This window comes from Stenotrophomonas maltophilia, assembly GCF_006974125.1.
Classification (GTDB): Bacteria; Pseudomonadota; Gammaproteobacteria; order Xanthomonadales; family Xanthomonadaceae; genus Stenotrophomonas; species Stenotrophomonas maltophilia_O.
In genome coordinates this window covers 3,696,452-3,710,212 of the sequence record NZ_CP037858.1, presented here as the reverse complement: position 1 = coordinate 3,710,212, position 13,761 = coordinate 3,696,452, and the positions used below count along the sequence as shown (strand labels likewise).

Annotated in this window: 17 protein-coding genes, 1 tRNA gene and 1 riboswitch; of the genes, 7 read left to right on the top strand and 11 right to left on the bottom strand. The window is 65.8% G+C overall.

The features are described 5' to 3' along the window. Window positions 1–37: 37 nt before the first annotated feature. The 3 genes from EZ304_RS17080 to EZ304_RS17070 form a co-directional block, all read right to left on the bottom strand. Window positions 38–1,660 carry an FMN-binding glutamate synthase family protein gene (locus EZ304_RS17080; protein WP_100449783.1) on the bottom strand — a complete coding sequence of 541 codons (1,623 nt, stop codon included), beginning with the start codon at window positions 1,658–1,660 and terminating at the stop codon, window positions 38–40. Window positions 1,661–1,715: 55 nt separating this feature from the next. Further along, on the bottom strand, window positions 1,716–3,002 hold the full coding sequence (locus EZ304_RS17075; protein WP_142807684.1) for a nucleotide sugar dehydrogenase: 1,287 nt from the start codon (window positions 3,000–3,002) through the stop codon (window positions 1,716–1,718). Between the two features lie 142 nt (window positions 3,003–3,144). Next, window positions 3,145–3,579: a BLUF domain-containing protein gene (locus tag EZ304_RS17070; protein ID WP_099552647.1), complete on the bottom strand. Its 435-nt coding sequence runs from the start codon at window positions 3,577–3,579 to the stop codon at window positions 3,145–3,147. A gap of 130 nt (window positions 3,580–3,709) precedes the next feature. Here EZ304_RS17070 and EZ304_RS17065 point away from each other — a divergent pair. Next, window positions 3,710–3,796 (top strand) — tRNA-Leu (locus tag EZ304_RS17065). Window positions 3,797–3,821: 25 nt separating this feature from the next. On the opposite strand, the gene hemN is transcribed toward EZ304_RS17065, so the two are convergent. Together hemN and EZ304_RS17055 are read right to left on the bottom strand one after the other, a co-directional pair. Next, entirely contained in the window at window positions 3,822–5,231 is a 1,410-nt protein-coding gene (hemN, locus tag EZ304_RS17060; RefSeq protein ID WP_099552716.1) for an oxygen-independent coproporphyrinogen III oxidase, read from the bottom strand. A 44-nt stretch (window positions 5,232–5,275) separates the two neighbouring features. Continuing rightward, complete coding sequence (locus tag EZ304_RS17055) at window positions 5,276–5,716, bottom strand: group III truncated hemoglobin (RefSeq protein ID WP_142807683.1); 441 nt, start codon at window positions 5,714–5,716, stop codon at window positions 5,276–5,278. Between the two features lie 179 nt (window positions 5,717–5,895). On the opposite strand from EZ304_RS17055, the gene EZ304_RS17050 reads away from it, so the two are divergent. Both EZ304_RS17050 and EZ304_RS17045 read left to right on the top strand, forming a co-directional pair. Continuing rightward, window positions 5,896–6,183 carry a hypothetical protein gene (locus tag EZ304_RS17050; protein ID WP_099552649.1) on the top strand — a complete coding sequence of 96 codons (288 nt, stop codon included), beginning with the start codon at window positions 5,896–5,898 and terminating at the stop codon, window positions 6,181–6,183. Continuing rightward, a complete protein-coding gene (locus EZ304_RS17045; protein WP_142807682.1) occupies window positions 6,180–7,229 on the top strand; it encodes a 4Fe-4S dicluster domain-containing protein in 1,050 nt (349 codons plus the stop codon). The genes EZ304_RS17050 and EZ304_RS17045 overlap by 4 nt, the downstream gene beginning before the upstream one ends. A gap of 1 nt (window position 7,230) precedes the next feature. Here EZ304_RS17045 and EZ304_RS17040 read toward each other — a convergent pair whose 3' ends face one another. Both EZ304_RS17040 and EZ304_RS17035 read right to left on the bottom strand, forming a co-directional pair. Next, on the bottom strand, window positions 7,231–7,467 hold the full coding sequence (locus EZ304_RS17040) for a hypothetical protein (protein WP_005408923.1): 237 nt from the start codon (window positions 7,465–7,467) through the stop codon (window positions 7,231–7,233). 353 nt (window positions 7,468–7,820) lie between these two features. Further along, window positions 7,821–8,030, bottom strand: a complete 210-nt coding sequence (locus EZ304_RS17035) for a hypothetical protein (protein WP_142807681.1) — start codon at window positions 8,028–8,030, stop codon at window positions 7,821–7,823. Window positions 8,031–8,141: 111 nt separating this feature from the next. Between EZ304_RS17035 and EZ304_RS17030 the strand changes: the two genes are divergently transcribed. Together EZ304_RS17030 and crcB are read left to right on the top strand one after the other, a co-directional pair. Next, a complete protein-coding gene (locus EZ304_RS17030) occupies window positions 8,142–8,543 on the top strand; it encodes a transcriptional regulator (protein WP_005408921.1) in 402 nt (133 codons plus the stop codon). Window positions 8,544–8,565: 22 nt separating this feature from the next. After that, a riboswitch (Fluoride riboswitch) is annotated at window positions 8,566–8,629 on the top strand. Window positions 8,630–8,703: 74 nt separating this feature from the next. Further along, window positions 8,704–9,096 carry a fluoride efflux transporter CrcB gene (gene crcB, locus EZ304_RS17025; RefSeq protein WP_049430634.1) on the top strand — a complete coding sequence of 131 codons (393 nt, stop codon included), beginning with the start codon at window positions 8,704–8,706 and terminating at the stop codon, window positions 9,094–9,096. A 3-nt stretch (window positions 9,097–9,099) separates the two neighbouring features. On the opposite strand, the gene EZ304_RS17020 is transcribed toward crcB, so the two are convergent. Beyond that, on the bottom strand, window positions 9,100–9,933 hold the full coding sequence (locus EZ304_RS17020; protein ID WP_099552651.1) for an AraC family transcriptional regulator: 834 nt from the start codon (window positions 9,931–9,933) through the stop codon (window positions 9,100–9,102). 134 nt (window positions 9,934–10,067) lie between these two features. Between EZ304_RS17020 and EZ304_RS17015 the strand changes: the two genes are divergently transcribed. Continuing rightward, the gene (locus EZ304_RS17015; RefSeq protein ID WP_142807680.1) at window positions 10,068–10,562 is read left to right on the top strand and encodes a DUF6265 family protein; all 495 of its coding nucleotides are present in this window, start codon (window positions 10,068–10,070) and stop codon (window positions 10,560–10,562) included. 58 nt (window positions 10,563–10,620) lie between these two features. On the opposite strand, the gene EZ304_RS17010 is transcribed toward EZ304_RS17015, so the two are convergent. Further along, window positions 10,621–11,031, bottom strand: coding sequence for an SRPBCC family protein (locus EZ304_RS17010; protein WP_142807679.1), 411 nt, complete (start codon window positions 11,029–11,031; stop codon window positions 10,621–10,623). A 19-nt stretch (window positions 11,032–11,050) separates the two neighbouring features. Then, entirely contained in the window at window positions 11,051–12,070 is a 1,020-nt protein-coding gene (locus EZ304_RS17005) for an aldo/keto reductase (RefSeq protein ID WP_142807678.1), read from the bottom strand. Between the two features lie 103 nt (window positions 12,071–12,173). On the opposite strand from EZ304_RS17005, the gene EZ304_RS17000 reads away from it, so the two are divergent. Further along, window positions 12,174–13,091 carry a LysR family transcriptional regulator gene (locus tag EZ304_RS17000; RefSeq protein ID WP_142807677.1) on the top strand — a complete coding sequence of 306 codons (918 nt, stop codon included), beginning with the start codon at window positions 12,174–12,176 and terminating at the stop codon, window positions 13,089–13,091. Window positions 13,092–13,101: 10 nt separating this feature from the next. Here EZ304_RS17000 and EZ304_RS16995 read toward each other — a convergent pair whose 3' ends face one another. Further along, window positions 13,102–13,620, bottom strand: coding sequence for an AAA family ATPase (locus EZ304_RS16995; RefSeq protein ID WP_142807676.1), 519 nt, complete (start codon window positions 13,618–13,620; stop codon window positions 13,102–13,104). Between the last annotated feature and the right edge of the window lie 141 nt (window positions 13,621–13,761).

The following is a 13,761-nucleotide window of genomic DNA, read 5'->3' as shown; positions in this document are numbered from 1 at the left end:
AAGCAGCCGAGCATGGGCTCGGCTCTACAGCAACACGTTATCGCGACTTGCTGGCGCGCAGCGCCTGGATCTTCGGCGGGGGCTGGAAGGAATCGCTGCGCGCATCGGCCCAGAACGCATGGAACACCGCATGGTCGGGCACTTTGTGCAGCAGCTCGCCCGGTTCCAGGTAGCGGTAGAGGGAGGCCAGCGAGCGGATCTCGACAGGCGAAACACGACGCAGGATGTGCTCCGGCCCCAGTTCGGCCGGATCGTTCAGGCCCGCGGCGCACAACAGTTCCTTCAAGGCATGCAGCGTGTGCTCGTGATAGCTGTACACCCGGGTGGCCTTGTCCGGCGCATCCAGGTGCTTCCAGCGCGCCGGGTCCTGGGTGGCGATGCCGGTCGGGCACTTGTCGGTGTGGCAGCTCAGCGACTGGATGCAGCCCAGCGCGAACATGAAGCCACGGCCGGCGTTGCACCAGTCGGCGCCGAGCGCGATGGTGCGCGCGATGTCGAACGCACTGGTGATCTTGCCCGCCGCACCGATGCGGATGCGCTCGCGCAGGTCCAGGCCGACCAGGGTGTTGTGCACCAGCAGCAGTGCTTCGTGCATCGGTACGCCGACATGGTCGACGAATTCGGCCGGTGCCGCACCGGTGCCTCCCTCGGCGCCGTCGACCACGATGAAATCCGGCAGCAACCCGGTTTCCTGCATCGCCTTGGCAATGCCGAACCACTCCCACGGGTGGCCGATCGCCAGCTTGAAACCGACCGGCTTGCCACCGGAAAGCTCGCGCAGGCGGGCCACGAACTGCAACAGCTCGACCGGCGTCGAGAATGCCGAGTGACGCGACGGCGATACGCAGTCCACGCCCATCGGCACGCCACGGGTCACCGAGATCTCGGCGGTCACCTTCGGCGCCGGCAGCACACCACCGTGGCCCGGCTTGGCGCCCTGCGACAGCTTGATCTCGATCATCTTGACCTGATCATGGGTGGCATTGGCAACAAAGCGCTCTTCGCTGAAACCGCCCTTTTCGTCGCGGCAACCGAAGTAGCCCGAGCCGATCTCCCAGACCAGATCGCCGCCCATCTCGCGGTGGTAGGGCGAGATCGAACCTTCGCCGGTGTCGTGGTAGAAGCCACCGCGCCGCGCGCCCTCGTTCAGTGCGCGGATCGCGTTGGCCGACAGCGAGCCAAAACTCATCGCCGAGATATTGAACACGCTGGCCGAATAGGGCTTTGCACAGTTCGCACCGATCAACACGCGGAAATCGTGCTTGGCAATGGCGGTCGGCGCCAGCGAGTGGTTGATCCACTCATAGTCCACCGCATAGGTGCTGCGCAGTGTGCCGAACGGCACCGTGTCCATCTCGTTCTTGGCGCGCTGGTAGATCAGCGCACGCTGCTGGCGCGAGAACGGCACGTCCTCCAGGTCGCTCTGCACGAAGTACTGGCGGATCTCCGGGCCGATTGATTCCAGGCCATAGCGGAAATGCGCCATCACCGGATAGTTGCGGCGCAACGTGCTGCGCTTCTGCAGCAGGTCCCAGGTCCCCAGCGCCACCATCGCGGCAGTCAGGCCGACGCCCCAATACCAGGCCGGCCAGATCGTGGCCAGCCACAGGCATATCGGGAACATCAGGATGGCGAGCAGGTAGACGATATACCGGTGCATGGCTTTCCTCGGTTGCAACTGCCCCCGAGTCTACCGCGCCGCTCGCTGCCCGGGCTTACAAGCGATCGTCAACCACGTTGCGCGGCCAGGCCGACTTCACGTCGTAGACGATGCCACCGGGCGCCAGCAGCTCCCGGATCGCGGCGTCATCCATGGCCTTGAATCGGGCATGGGCCACTGCCAGAACTACGGCGTCGTAACTCCCCGCCAGTGGCTCGGCCAGCCAGTGCACGCCCGCATCGGCCAATGCCGCCGGGCCGACCCACGGGTCGCTGACCTCCACCTGTGCACCGGCATCGCGCAGGCGCTGCGCCAGCTCCAGCGCGCGGCTGTTGCGCAGGTCCGGGCAATCCTCCTTGAAGGTCACGCCCAGCACCAGGATGCGCGACTGCGCAGCTACGCAGCCGCGTTCGGCCAGCATTGCCAGCACCCGCGACGCCACATGCTCGCCGACGCGGTTGTTGACCTGCCGCGCGGTGTGGATCAGGTCCGGGTGGTAGCCCACGCTCTCGGACTTGTGCAGCAGGTAGTACGGGTCCACGCCAATGCAGTGGCCGCCGACCAGGCCCGGCCGGAATGGCAGGAAGTTCCACTTGCTGCCGGCGGCGTCGAGCACATCCTGGGTGTCGATGCCGAGCCGGTCGAAGATCAGTGCCAGCTCATTGACCAGCGCGATGTTGACGTCACGCTGGATGTTCTCCACCACCTTGGCCGCTTCAGCCACACGCATCGACGGCGCTGGGAAGGTACCGGCGGCGATGATGCGCTGGTACAGGCCATCAATCACCGCCGCGACCTCGCGCGTCGAGCCCGAGGTGATCTTGCGGATGTCGGCCAGGCGCCGCTGGCGGTCGCCGGGACTGACCCGCTCCGGGCTGTAGCCACAGTAGAAGTCTTCGTTGAAGCGCAGTCCGGAGACCTGCTCCAGCAGCGGCACGCAGACCTCTTCGGTGGTGCCGGGATACACCGTGGATTCGTAGATCACCAGGTCACCCGCGCGAAGATGGCTGGCAATCAGCCGTGTTGCCGAACGCAGGGGCTCCAGGTCGGGCTGCTCGTATGCATCGATCGGGGTCGGCACAGTGACGATGTAGACATTGCAGGCATCGAGCAGTGCCGGATCGCTGCCGTACTGCAGCAGCTGCGCACTGGCCAGCTCGTCGGCTTCCATCTCCAGCGTGTGGTCCTGGCCGCTGCGCAGCTCGGCGATGCGTCCGGCATCGATATCGAAGCCCAAGGTCGGCCACTGCCGGCCAAACGCCACCGCCAACGGCAGGCCGACGTAGCCCAGGCCGATCACCGCAAACCGGGGTGCGCTGGCCGCCGCAACCGGCGCACTCATCGGCACATCCCGTGCAACGGATGCGATCGCAGATACGCTGCCATGGCTTCGGCCGACCCACTCATTCGCTGTACCACTCCGGAAAACCCGCACCAGGAAGGCTACAGCCTAACGGCCCCGGCACCCCGCCGCCAAGGCGGGCTCAGGAGCCCAGCGCGACCGCGGCGGGTTCCAGCTCGCCGTCGGCGCCGGTCCAGGCCTGCAGCAGCCGCTCGAAACCCCCACTGCCCAGCAGGAAACCCGGCCACGCCGCGTCAACGATCTGGGTCAGCAGGTCCGCATCGATCCGCCGCGTGCCCATCGACCAGCGCGGAAATGCGCGCTGCAACACCGGCGCACGGCACAACACCTTCATCTGCGCATGGCTGCGTGCATTGACGATGCGCTGGAACACCGAATCGATGCCATCTTCGGGGCCTTCCAGATACTGCAGGAAACGGCTGCCATCAAACATCAGCACACCGGTGACACCGGCTACACGATTGAAGGCCGTGGCATCGGCCAGCAGGCGATCAAGATCGGTTGTCCGCAGATCGGCGCGGGCCTCACTGGCATAGGCAATCGCGTGCAGCGACATCGGGTGGCTCCCCCCCCTGGGAACGATGGCTGGGACTATGACATGAACAGGGATAACAGTTAAGCACGCCGCTCCGTGCACAACCCGGCTGTCGTGCCTCGGGTGGGCTACAATCGGCGCCGCGCTGCAGGCCCGGATGGCGAAACTGGTAGACGCATCGGACTTAAAATCCGCCGGGGGCAACCCCATGCCGGTTCGATTCCGGCTCCGGGCACCATCGTGCGCGTTGCGCAGCAGACCGATCAGATCGCACGCGAGTAGCGTGGTTGCTCGTGTGCAGCGCGCAGGTAGGGGTCAAAGCACATCGCCAGCAACCGCAGCAGCGGCCGCCCGGGTTCACTGGCGCGCACGACCCCCTCCCGGTATTCGGCCAGGCCGTCCTGTTGCAGCCGCTGCACCGAACGCAGGTCTTCGGCAAAGTACTGCTCGAAATCGATGCCGTGGCGCCGCCCCAGCACCGTGCCATCCACCTCGCCCTGGCACATCAGCTGCTGGATCAGCTCCGCGCGCAGCTGGTCGTCAGCACTGAGCGCAACACCGCGCCAGACCGGCAACTGCCCCTGGTCCACCGCGTCCTCCCACGACGGCAGGTCACGTGGATTCTGGCTGTAGGTGGCACCGATGTGGCTGATCGCACTCACGCCCAGGCCGAGCAGATCGGTATCGGCGTGGGTGGTGTAGCCCATGAAGTTGCGATGCAGCTGGCCGGCACGCTGCGCGCGTGACAGATCCTCTTCCGGCAGTGCGAAGTGATCCATGCCGATGTACTGGTAGCCTGCGGCAGAGAGCTTCTCCACCGCCAGGCCCAGCAATGCCAGCTTGTCTTCCGGCGAAGGCAAACGGCTTTCGTCGATCTGCTTCTGCGCACGGAACAGATGCGGCAGATGCGCGTAGCCATACACCGCCAGTCGGTCCGGGCGCAGCGCCAGCACCAGTTCGAGGGTGCGGCCGAATCCTTCCAGGCTCTGCCCCGGCAGGCCATAGATCAGGTCGACGTTGACCGAACGCATGCCGCTGTCGCGGCAGGCGCGCAGGATGTCCAGCGTCTGCTGCACGCCCTGTATGCGGTTGATCGACTCCTGCACCTGCGGGTCGAAATCCTGCACGCCCAGGCTGGCCCGGTTGAAGCCCAGCCGCGCCAGCATGGCGACGTCGCGGGTGTCGATGAAGCGCGGATCGAGTTCGATCGAGAAATCGCGCTGCGGCGAATCGCTGAAATCGAAGCGCCGGCGCAGCCCTTCCACCAGCGTGGTCATCGCCTCGGCATCGAGGAAGTTCGGCGTACCGCCGCCCAGGTGCAGCTGGATGACCTCGCGGCCGTCATCGAACTGCGGCGCCAGCAGGTCGGCCTCGGCCAGCACGCGCGAGACGTAGCTGTGGCCACGGCCGCGGTCGCGGGTGATCACCCGGTTGCAGCCGCAGTAGAAGCAGGGGCTGGAGCAGAACGGCACATGCACGTACAGCGACAGCGCGCGGGCCAGCTGGTTGCTGTCGGCGATCGCCTGGCGCAGCGCCGGTGCATCGAAGCCATCGTGGAAGTGCGGCGCGGTCGGATACGAGGTGTAGCGAGGCCCCGGCCGGTCATGCCGGCGCAGCAGGTCAGGGTCGAAGGTCCAGGCCAGGCCGCCGGCGGCGGGAGAGAACGTGTCCATGGCGCCAGCATCGCGCCGGTCGACTGGCGCCGCCTTGACCCAGATCAATCCTTGGCGGGCATCCCCAGCACCGGCAGGCCGACCTGCGGCCAGCGCAGCATCTGGTAGCGCTTCCAGAAGGTGTCACCGATGCGCGCGGCCACGTCGTTGGCCAGCTCCTGCATCGGCGGGTTGTTGCATTCGGCGGTGGTGATCCGGAACAGCACCAGCCAGCGGTCGAACAGATCCTTGTCCAGCTCGATGGCCATGTGCTTGGACATCGGCGAACCTTTGAAGCGCCGGGTGCCACGCAGCATCGCCGACCAGAAGTCGACCAGCTGGGCCAGATGCTCCGGCCAGTCGTGGACGTGGGCCTCGAACACCGGCCCCAATCGCTCCTCCTCGCGCACGCGCGCGTAGAAGTCGTGAACCAGGCGGGTCACTTCCTGCTCGGTGCACAGCTCGGGCGAGGCGACAGGAAGGACAGGCGGCGGTATTGCGTTCATCGGGGTACCCAAAGCGTGCCGGCAGTGTGCCGCACCCAGGCGACAGCGCCGTTGATCCAGATCAATGTCGGCGCAGTCCGCTGCACCTAGGCTGGCACGCTTGCAGGAAGCATGCCCTGCGGATGCTGCGCCAGCCTTGGCGAAGTATACGCGCCGCCCACTTTTCGATCCGGGACAGCATGAACAGACCTTCTCCCAGCCGCCGCCAGCGGCTGATCCAGCAGTGGGGCGCCATCCTCTGGCCCAGCTTCATCGCCGCCGGCGTGGCCAGCGTGGTGTTCTTCGCCTTCGTCGATCCGTTGCGCCTGCAGGCCATCAGTTTCCCGGGCACGGCCATCAGCCGAGAACTGGGCTATACGGCGGGATTCTTCATGTTCTGGTCGGTGACGGCACTGTCCAGCGCGGTCACCTGGTACCTGCAGCGGCCCATGCCGAGCGATGACGACGACGAGCTGCCGCTGGGATGAGCACGTCCTGCACTCGGCTTCCCCGTCCCTGGCACTGGCGCGGCACGCTCAGCGCCGCCCTGCTGGTGCTGTTCTACGCACTGCCGTGGCTGCGCTGGGAGGGTCGCCAGGCGCTATTGCTGGACATCAACGCGCGGCGATTCGACCTGTTTGGCTGGACCCTGTGGCCCGGCGACGTCGGCGTGCTGATCGGCCTGCTGGTGGTACTGGCCGTCGGCCTGGCGCTGCTTACCCATCTCGCCGGCCGAGTGTGGTGCGGTCACGCCTGCCCGCAGATGCTGTGGCGGCGCGCCTTCGACTGGATCGCCCGCAGCGCGGCCCGCATGCTGCCTGCACCTGCTGTACGCTCGGCCACCCAGCTGGCCTGGGGACTGCTGTCCGTGTGGACCGGCATTACCTTCGTCGGCCTGTTCAGCCCGATCACCGGATTGCTGGCCGCTGCGCCAAACGCTGGCTGGAGCGGCTGGGAAACGTTCTGGGTGCTGTTCTATGCCGCTGCCACCTGGGGCAATGCCGGCTTCCTGCGCGAACAGGTCTGCCGCTCGTTGTGCCCGTTCGCACGCATGCAGCCATTGCTGACCGATCCGCATACACCACGCATGCTGTACGACGCGCGCCGCGGCGAGCCACGCGGACCGCGTCCATCCGGCCTGGGCGGCGTGCTCGGCCGCGGTCGTGGCCTGCTCGACCCGACCACTGCGCAGGACTACGTATTCCGCGCCGCGCATCCGCTGCTGGCCGGACCGATGCCGACCTTCAGCGCCGATCGCCTCGGTGACTGCACCGACTGCGCTGCTTGTGTCAGCGCCTGCCCAATGCAACTGGACATCCGCCAGGGGCCGCAGGCCGATTGCCTGGCCTGCGGCGCCTGCCTGGAGGCCTGCGCACAACAGCAGCACCGGGCCGGTTTCGGTCCGGGGCTGGTGCGTTACTGCAGTCCGCAGGCGATGGCCGGACAACCGAAGCGCCTGTGGCGACCCCGGACCCTGGCCCTGCTGTCCTTGTTGCTGGTGCTGCTTGCCTGCGGCGCCTGGCGCCTGCTCTGAATCAACGCGGCCCGTCAGCGTGCGGCGGAACCAGCTGCGCACGTCGGACAATGCCCAGCTGCTCGATGATCAGCGCCATTTCATTGGTGAACTCGGTACGCTCGGTCCCCTGCGGGACGAGCCGGTCCAGCACCTGCTGGTAGGTATCCCAGAACGCCGGACCGCATCCGTGTTTGTGATAGCTGGCTTCCAGTTCGCGGCGTACCCGTTCAGCCAAGCCATGCATGCCGTATTCCATACGACCTCCGTTGGACTTGTTCTGCATCGTTGACGGTCTACCGACTCACTTGCGTGCTACTGAAAGACTCCCGGGCTTCACGTCCGGTTGATCCAAATTAGTCATAGATTTCACGACAGGTCAATTACATGGAGCGACTTTCGCGATTGAAATTATTAATCGTTCACGAAACCACATACGGGACCCCGCCCCTCCCGGATGGGGTAAAGCCGACAACACGACCCAGGCACCTAGCGCGGCAGCCGGTAGGTTTCGACGATTGGTACTGCAAGAACGATCAGTTTTCCCTATTTTGCTAAGTGTACTTAGCAAAATGCACTTGGCATGCTAAATGCGACAAAAGACGGCGTAACTCAGATGAATTCGACTTCGGCGGCGGCAGTTGCGGGGAACAGGTTCGGGTAGCGCTGATGCAGGATGTACTGGCGCAGAGCCGGAATCGGGAAGTCTTTAGGCCATTGCGATACTGCGGAACGGCTGATGCCGAAGAAGCGCGCCAGCTCCGCATCGGTCTGGAATCCCAGCCGCGTGCGCACCTGCCGCTTGTTCCAGAAATCGGTCATGGCCTGCCCTTCTGTTAACCAGACTTATTCTTGCGGCAAGGATTCTTCGCATTCCACGCGTTAAGCTGGCTTGCATAGATGAATACTCTCGGCCAACGACTCGCCGCCGCCATGAAGAAAGCCGGGCACCCCCGTCCGGCCGATCTGGCCCGCGCCGCCAAATCCACCACGGCAACCATCAGCAACTGGCTCAACGACCATGTGAGCGCTTCGCATGTGAAGGCCGAACAGCTGTTCCGTATCGCCGATGCGGCCAAGCTGGACGCGCGCGAGCTGCTGTACGGAGTGAACGGGCGCGGCGTTGGTGAACCAGGTAACGCCTACATTCCCAGCCAGGCCCACCTGGACGTCTGGCAGGACGCCTACGAGCTGGTCAGTCACCTGGTGGCCGAGAATGGCCTGGAAATCGACCACCGCCGCCACGCGGCACTGGACCTGCTGGCATTCGAACTGCTGATGGATGGCTTCAGCCGCAGCAAGGTTGCCCGCGTGCTGACCACCTCGATGACGTGAATGCACCGCCGCTGGTAGCATGGGCCGCGATGGGGATGGGGCTCCCCCGATAACCGCCTGAGAAGGCTGATGGCTCCTGCCAGGACGAACCCGGTGTTCGTCGACGGCAGGCAGTGCCTGCCCTCGGCGTTCGCCATCGAACCCGCACTCGAGGCACGCGATGCAAACGCTGAACAACTATGTCCTTGTCTTCATCGGGGGTGGCATTGGCGCCTGCCTTCGCCACGCCTGCAACCTGATCGGCGCGCGGGTGGCCGTCGGCAGCCCCTGGCCGTGGTCGACCTTCCTGATCAACATCAGCGGCGCGCTGCTGATGGGCGTGGTGGTCGAGGTCTTCGCGATGCGCAATGGTGCCTCGCCGCAGCTGCGCCTGTTGCTCGCCACCGGTATCCTCGGCGGCTATACCACGTTCTCCACCTATGCGCTGGAGATCGGCCTGCTGCTGCAGCGCGGCCAGCATGGACTGGCGGCACTGTATGCCGGTGGCTCGGTGGCACTGGGCCTGGCCGGCCTGTTCGGTGGCATGAAGCTGGCCCGGCTGGTCCTGGGCTGAAACTCAGGTCGCGCCAGCGCGCGCCTGTCCGCGCCATTCGCGTGGCGACTGCCCCGTGTGCGCCTTGAACGCGCGCGAGAGTGCCGCCTCGCTGCCATAACCCACCTCGTCGGCAATCCGCTTCAGTGGCCGGCCCTGGCGCAGCGCCTGCTGCGCCAGCCCTACCCGCCAGCCCTGCAGGTACTGGCCCGGGGTGGTCCCCATCGCCTCGCGGAAGCTGGCGGCGAACACGCTGCGTGACATGCCGGCCACCTCGGCCAGATCTTCCAGCGTCCATCCCTGCGCCGGGGCTTCATGCATCGCCACCAGCGCCAGCCGCAATCGCGGATGGCCAAGCCCGGCGAACAGGCCGCCGCGCATTTCGCCACCTTCCATCAGCTGGCGCAACACCTGGATCATCACCACCTCGAACAGGCGGTTGACCATCGCTGCTCGCCCGCAACGCTGCTCGAACGCCTCTTCGAACAACAACTCCAGCGCCGCATTGCCGCCATACAGCTCGGCCAGCGGCAGGCAGATGAAATCAGGCAGCGCGGCACTGATCGGATTGAGCCGGCCACCTTCGAAATGCAGGTTCGCGCAGGCCATGTCGGCGCCCTGCCGTGGGTCGGTACTGAAGCGGTGCGGCATCGGGCGCGGATACAGCAGCAGGCTCGGTACATCGACCTGTACGGTCTGCTGGCCATGACTGACCTGCAGCGGGCCACGTCGCACCAGGTGCAGTTGACCGGCCTCATCCTCGCCGTCCAGTGTGTTGATGCCGCACAGCGCACCGGCATGGAACACCGAGGCGGTGACCGCGAAGCGTTCAAGCAGAATGGCGAGGCGATCGACCATGGCGGGACGTTGGGTCAAGCGAGACAGGCTCAGTGCGACAGATCGTATCGGAATCAACACTGGAAAGGACGGCACTGGCTGCCTCGTCCCTCGGGCGCTATACAGGCCACGGATTCCCGCGCATGGAGGCACCGATGTCGATCCGCATTGCCCTGGCCCTGCTGCCGCTGCTGCTTGCGGTGGCCCACGCACAGGCCTCCCCGCCCTCGAAGATCGAGCACCTGGCCTGGCTGGCCGGTTGCTGGCAGCTTGATGGCCAGCCGGCCGGTGCCGGCGAGCAGTGGTCCACCCTGGCAGGCAATACCCTGTTCGGCAGCAGCCGCAGCCTGCGTGACGGCCGCACCGTAGGTTTCGAGTTCATGCAGCTGCGCCAGCATGAGGACGGCCGCCTGGTGCTGACCGCCCTGCCCTCCGGCCAGAACGCCACCGAGTTCAACGCCACCCGGGTCGATGGCAACGAGGCCGTGTTCGAGAACCCGGCCAACGACTTCCCGCAGCGCATCCGCTACCGACGCCTCGATGAACAGCGCGCGCATGCGCGTATCGAGATCGCCCAGGACAACCCGAAGCAGGCAATGGACTTTCCCATGCATCGCGTCGCCTGCGGTGGACCGACGCCCGCACACTGACACGCAAACGCCCCGGACCGGCCGGGGCGTCTGCATGCGATCAACACCACACGGGCATTCACCCGGCCAGCGTGGTTTCCAGTGCCTTCAGGCCATCGCGATAGATGCCCTCGAACAGCGCGGACGCTTCTTCGTTGCTGACGCCCACCGGAGTGAACTCACCGGACCAGTCGATCCTCGAACCAGTGCCCTGCTCGACCACACGCAGGGTGGAGCGATAGCCGGTGACCGGGAACGGGGCCTGCAGGATCGAGTAGGTGTAGCTGCGACCGGCCTGATCGAAGGTTTCCAGGCGCTCGACGATGGCATCGCCATCGGGATTGGCCAGATGGCGCACGCGACCGCCTTCGCTGAGCGTGCTCCGGGGAATGTACGGAAGCCAGTCGGGCAGTGAATCGAAGCCGCCGATGAGGTTCCAGACCTGGTCGGCCGGGGTCGGCACGGTGATGGATACAGATGCAGTTGCCATGGGAAGGTCTCCTTGGGACTCAGATGTTGTCGATCGGCAACGGGGCGTTGGCCGCAACCAGGCCTTGGGCGCGCAGTTCCTGCCAGAACCCGGCCGGGATGATTTCCTTCAGTGCGGCGTAGTCCTCGGCGATGCGTTCGGGACGGCTTGCGCCAGGGATCACCGCAGCCACCGCCGGGTTGGCCAGCGAGAACTGCAGGGCAGCCGCCTTGATGCTGATGCCGTACGCGGCCGCAATGGCCTTGATGCGCTCGACCTTGGCCAGGATCTCCGGCGACGCCTTCTGGTACTCGAAGTGGCTGCCACCGGCCAGCACGCCGGAGCTGTACGGACCGCCGACCACGATGCCGGTGTTGCACTCGGCCGCCTTCGGCATCAACCGCTGCAGCGCACGCTCATGGTCGAGCAGCGAGTAGCGGCCGGCCAGCAGGAAGCCGTCCGGACGGGCTTCGTCCAGGTCCAGGGTCAGCTCGATCGGCTCGACGCGGTTGACGCCCAGGCCCCAGGCCTTGATCACGCCCTCCTCGCGCAGGCGGGTCAGCACCTTGAAAGCGCCGCGGCGAGCAGTCTCGAAGTACGACAGCCACTCATCGCCGTAGAAGTCCTGGGCGATGTCGTGCACCCAGACGATATCCAGGCGATCGGTCTTCAGGCGCTTGAGGCTGTCGTCGATCGAACGCAGGGTGGCATCGGCCGAGTAGTCGTTGACCAGCTTGTTGGGGCGGCCGGCGACGAACAGGCCGCCCTTCTCGCCCAGGTCGCGGGCGCTGGTGTCTTCCACTTCGTCCAGGATCAGGCGGCCGACCTTGGTGCTGAGCACGAAGTCGTCGCGGTTGCGCTTGGCCAGCGCGTCGCCGAGCCGGATCTCGGCCAGGCCTGCGCCGTAGAACGGGGCGGTATCGAAGTAGCGGGTGCCCTGTTCCCAGGCCGCGTCCACCGTGGCCTGGGCCTCGGCTTCCGGGATGTCACGGAACATGTTGCCCAGCGGCGCGGTACCGAAGCCGAGGGTCTTGCCAGCCAGCAGAGTGTTGATGCTCATGGGGTTCCCCTTGGGGAGGTTGTTGAGGTTGAGGCATAGGCTAGGCTTGCCCAATAAGACCGTCCAAGACATAATTTATCAATCTTGAGTCCCTGATGGTCTTATGCTCGATCTCCGCCAACTGCGCTATTTCGTGGCCGTCGCCGAAGATGAACACGTCGGCCGCGCCGCCGAGCGCCTTCACATTTCCCAATCCCCGCTCAGCCGCCAGATCGCCCAGCTGGAGGAACGGCTGGAGCTGCAACTGTTCGAACGCTCGCAACAGCGCATCCGGCTGACCGCCGATGGCCGCACCTTCCTCGCCGAGGCGCGCGCCCTGTTGACCCACGCCAACCGACTGGAATCGCTGGCGCGCCGGCTCGGCCGCGGCGATGAAGGCGGCCTGTGCATCGGCTATCTGGAATACGCGATGCACTCCGGCGTATTGCCCACCGCCCTGCGCGAATTGCGTGGCGACCGTCCTGCCGTGCACATCGCGCTGTACAACCAGCAATCGGACGTGCAGCTGGAAGGCCTGCGCCAACGCAGCCTGGACATCGCCCTGGTCTGCGAACCACCCGCGTTCGACGATCCGGACCTGGAAGCCACGCAGGTACTGAATGACCCGATGCTTCTGGCGCTGCCGGCCGACCACCCACTGGCCAGCGCAGAGACCATCACGCCCGAGGATCTGGCCAGCCAGCAGTGGATCGGCGTGATGCACAAGGAAAGCGCGCTGCGCCATGACACCTTCATCGCCGCCTGCGCGAAGGCCGGTTTCACCCCGACCATCGCCATGGAAGCGACCGAACCACTGGCCGCACTTGGGCTGGTCGCCGCGGGGCTGGGCCTGACCACCATCCAGCGCAGCCTGGACCACCAGGCACCGACGGGCGTGGTGCTGCGCGAGCTGCCGTGGTTCAGCTACCGCACGCCGCTGTGGGCGGCCTGGCACCGCATCAACCTGCGCCCGCTGGTCGAGACCTTCCGCAGGACGCTGGTGCAGACCGCTACCGAGGGCAAGCCGGCCTTCGTCGACTGAACCGACCGCGCTATGCCGGGCCTGCTTCGGTGTAGCGCATCACCACAAAGCCCTCTTCCGCGGCCGGTGCAACGAAGTGGCGGGTGATCTGCTCGAATTCCTCGTCACTGGCCTGGAACGGGTGCTCGCCGAGTGCATTGCGCGCGTGCAGCCGCGCCTTGCAGACCTCGTCGGCCACATCGAGGAAATGCAGTTGATGTGCAGCGCCAGCCGGCGAGAACACTTCACGTGCCCACGCGCGGCTGGCGGGCGTATTGAATGGACAATCGAGCACCACCGAAACACCCGCCTGCAGCAATGCGCGCAGATGATCGGCCAGCACAGTGCGCAACGTGGCTGCGCACTGCAGATAGTCGGCAATGGAATGGATTTCGCCCGGATAGAGCGCCGCCAGCCATGCGTCCTCGCTGATCAATACGTGACGCGGCTTCAACGCCAACTGCTGCGACAGAGTGGATTTGCCGGCACCGATCTTGCCGCACACCAGGTGCAGGGTCGGCGCGGGGTCGTTCGATGAAAGGTCGTGCATCTGCGTTCTCCTTGGTGGATTCCATTACCCGGGAGAGTGCTGCATGCAACCCGCCTTCCCGGGCGGGTTGCATGGCCGTGATGACCGCGCGCTACCCCGCCTTCCCGTGGGGAATGCGGATAATCGACGCGATACTGTGCA

What these genes read in the sequence shown, in the direction of transcription:
- EZ304_RS17080 (WP_100449783.1), bottom strand. Translation starts at nt 1,660, where the DNA reads ATGCACCGGTATATCGTCTACCTGCTCGCCATCCTGATGTTCCCGATA.
- EZ304_RS17075 (WP_142807684.1), bottom strand. Translation starts at nt 3,002, where the DNA reads ATGAGTGCGCCGGTTGCGGCGGCCAGCGCACCCCGGTTTGCGGTGATC.
- EZ304_RS17070 (WP_099552647.1), bottom strand. Translation starts at nt 3,579, where the DNA reads ATGTCGCTGCACGCGATTGCCTATGCCAGTGAGGCCCGCGCCGATCTG.
- hemN (WP_099552716.1), bottom strand. Translation starts at nt 5,231, where the DNA reads ATGGACACGTTCTCTCCCGCCGCCGGCGGCCTGGCCTGGACCTTCGAC.
- EZ304_RS17055 (WP_142807683.1), bottom strand. Translation starts at nt 5,716, where the DNA reads ATGAACGCAATACCGCCGCCTGTCCTTCCTGTCGCCTCGCCCGAGCTG.
- EZ304_RS17050 (WP_099552649.1), top strand. Translation starts at nt 5,896, where the DNA reads ATGAACAGACCTTCTCCCAGCCGCCGCCAGCGGCTGATCCAGCAGTGG.
- EZ304_RS17045 (WP_142807682.1), top strand. Translation starts at nt 6,180, where the DNA reads ATGAGCACGTCCTGCACTCGGCTTCCCCGTCCCTGGCACTGGCGCGGC.
- EZ304_RS17040 (WP_005408923.1), bottom strand. Translation starts at nt 7,467, where the DNA reads ATGGAATACGGCATGCATGGCTTGGCTGAACGGGTACGCCGCGAACTG.
- EZ304_RS17035 (WP_142807681.1), bottom strand. Translation starts at nt 8,030, where the DNA reads ATGACCGATTTCTGGAACAAGCGGCAGGTGCGCACGCGGCTGGGATTC.
- EZ304_RS17030 (WP_005408921.1), top strand. Translation starts at nt 8,142, where the DNA reads ATGAAGAAAGCCGGGCACCCCCGTCCGGCCGATCTGGCCCGCGCCGCC.
- crcB (WP_049430634.1), top strand. Translation starts at nt 8,704, where the DNA reads ATGCAAACGCTGAACAACTATGTCCTTGTCTTCATCGGGGGTGGCATT.
- EZ304_RS17020 (WP_099552651.1), bottom strand. Translation starts at nt 9,933, where the DNA reads ATGGTCGATCGCCTCGCCATTCTGCTTGAACGCTTCGCGGTCACCGCC.
- EZ304_RS17015 (WP_142807680.1), top strand. Translation starts at nt 10,068, where the DNA reads ATGTCGATCCGCATTGCCCTGGCCCTGCTGCCGCTGCTGCTTGCGGTG.
- EZ304_RS17010 (WP_142807679.1), bottom strand. Translation starts at nt 11,031, where the DNA reads ATGGCAACTGCATCTGTATCCATCACCGTGCCGACCCCGGCCGACCAG.
- EZ304_RS17005 (WP_142807678.1), bottom strand. Translation starts at nt 12,070, where the DNA reads ATGAGCATCAACACTCTGCTGGCTGGCAAGACCCTCGGCTTCGGTACC.
- EZ304_RS17000 (WP_142807677.1), top strand. Translation starts at nt 12,174, where the DNA reads ATGCTCGATCTCCGCCAACTGCGCTATTTCGTGGCCGTCGCCGAAGAT.
- EZ304_RS16995 (WP_142807676.1), bottom strand. Translation starts at nt 13,620, where the DNA reads ATGCACGACCTTTCATCGAACGACCCCGCGCCGACCCTGCACCTGGTG.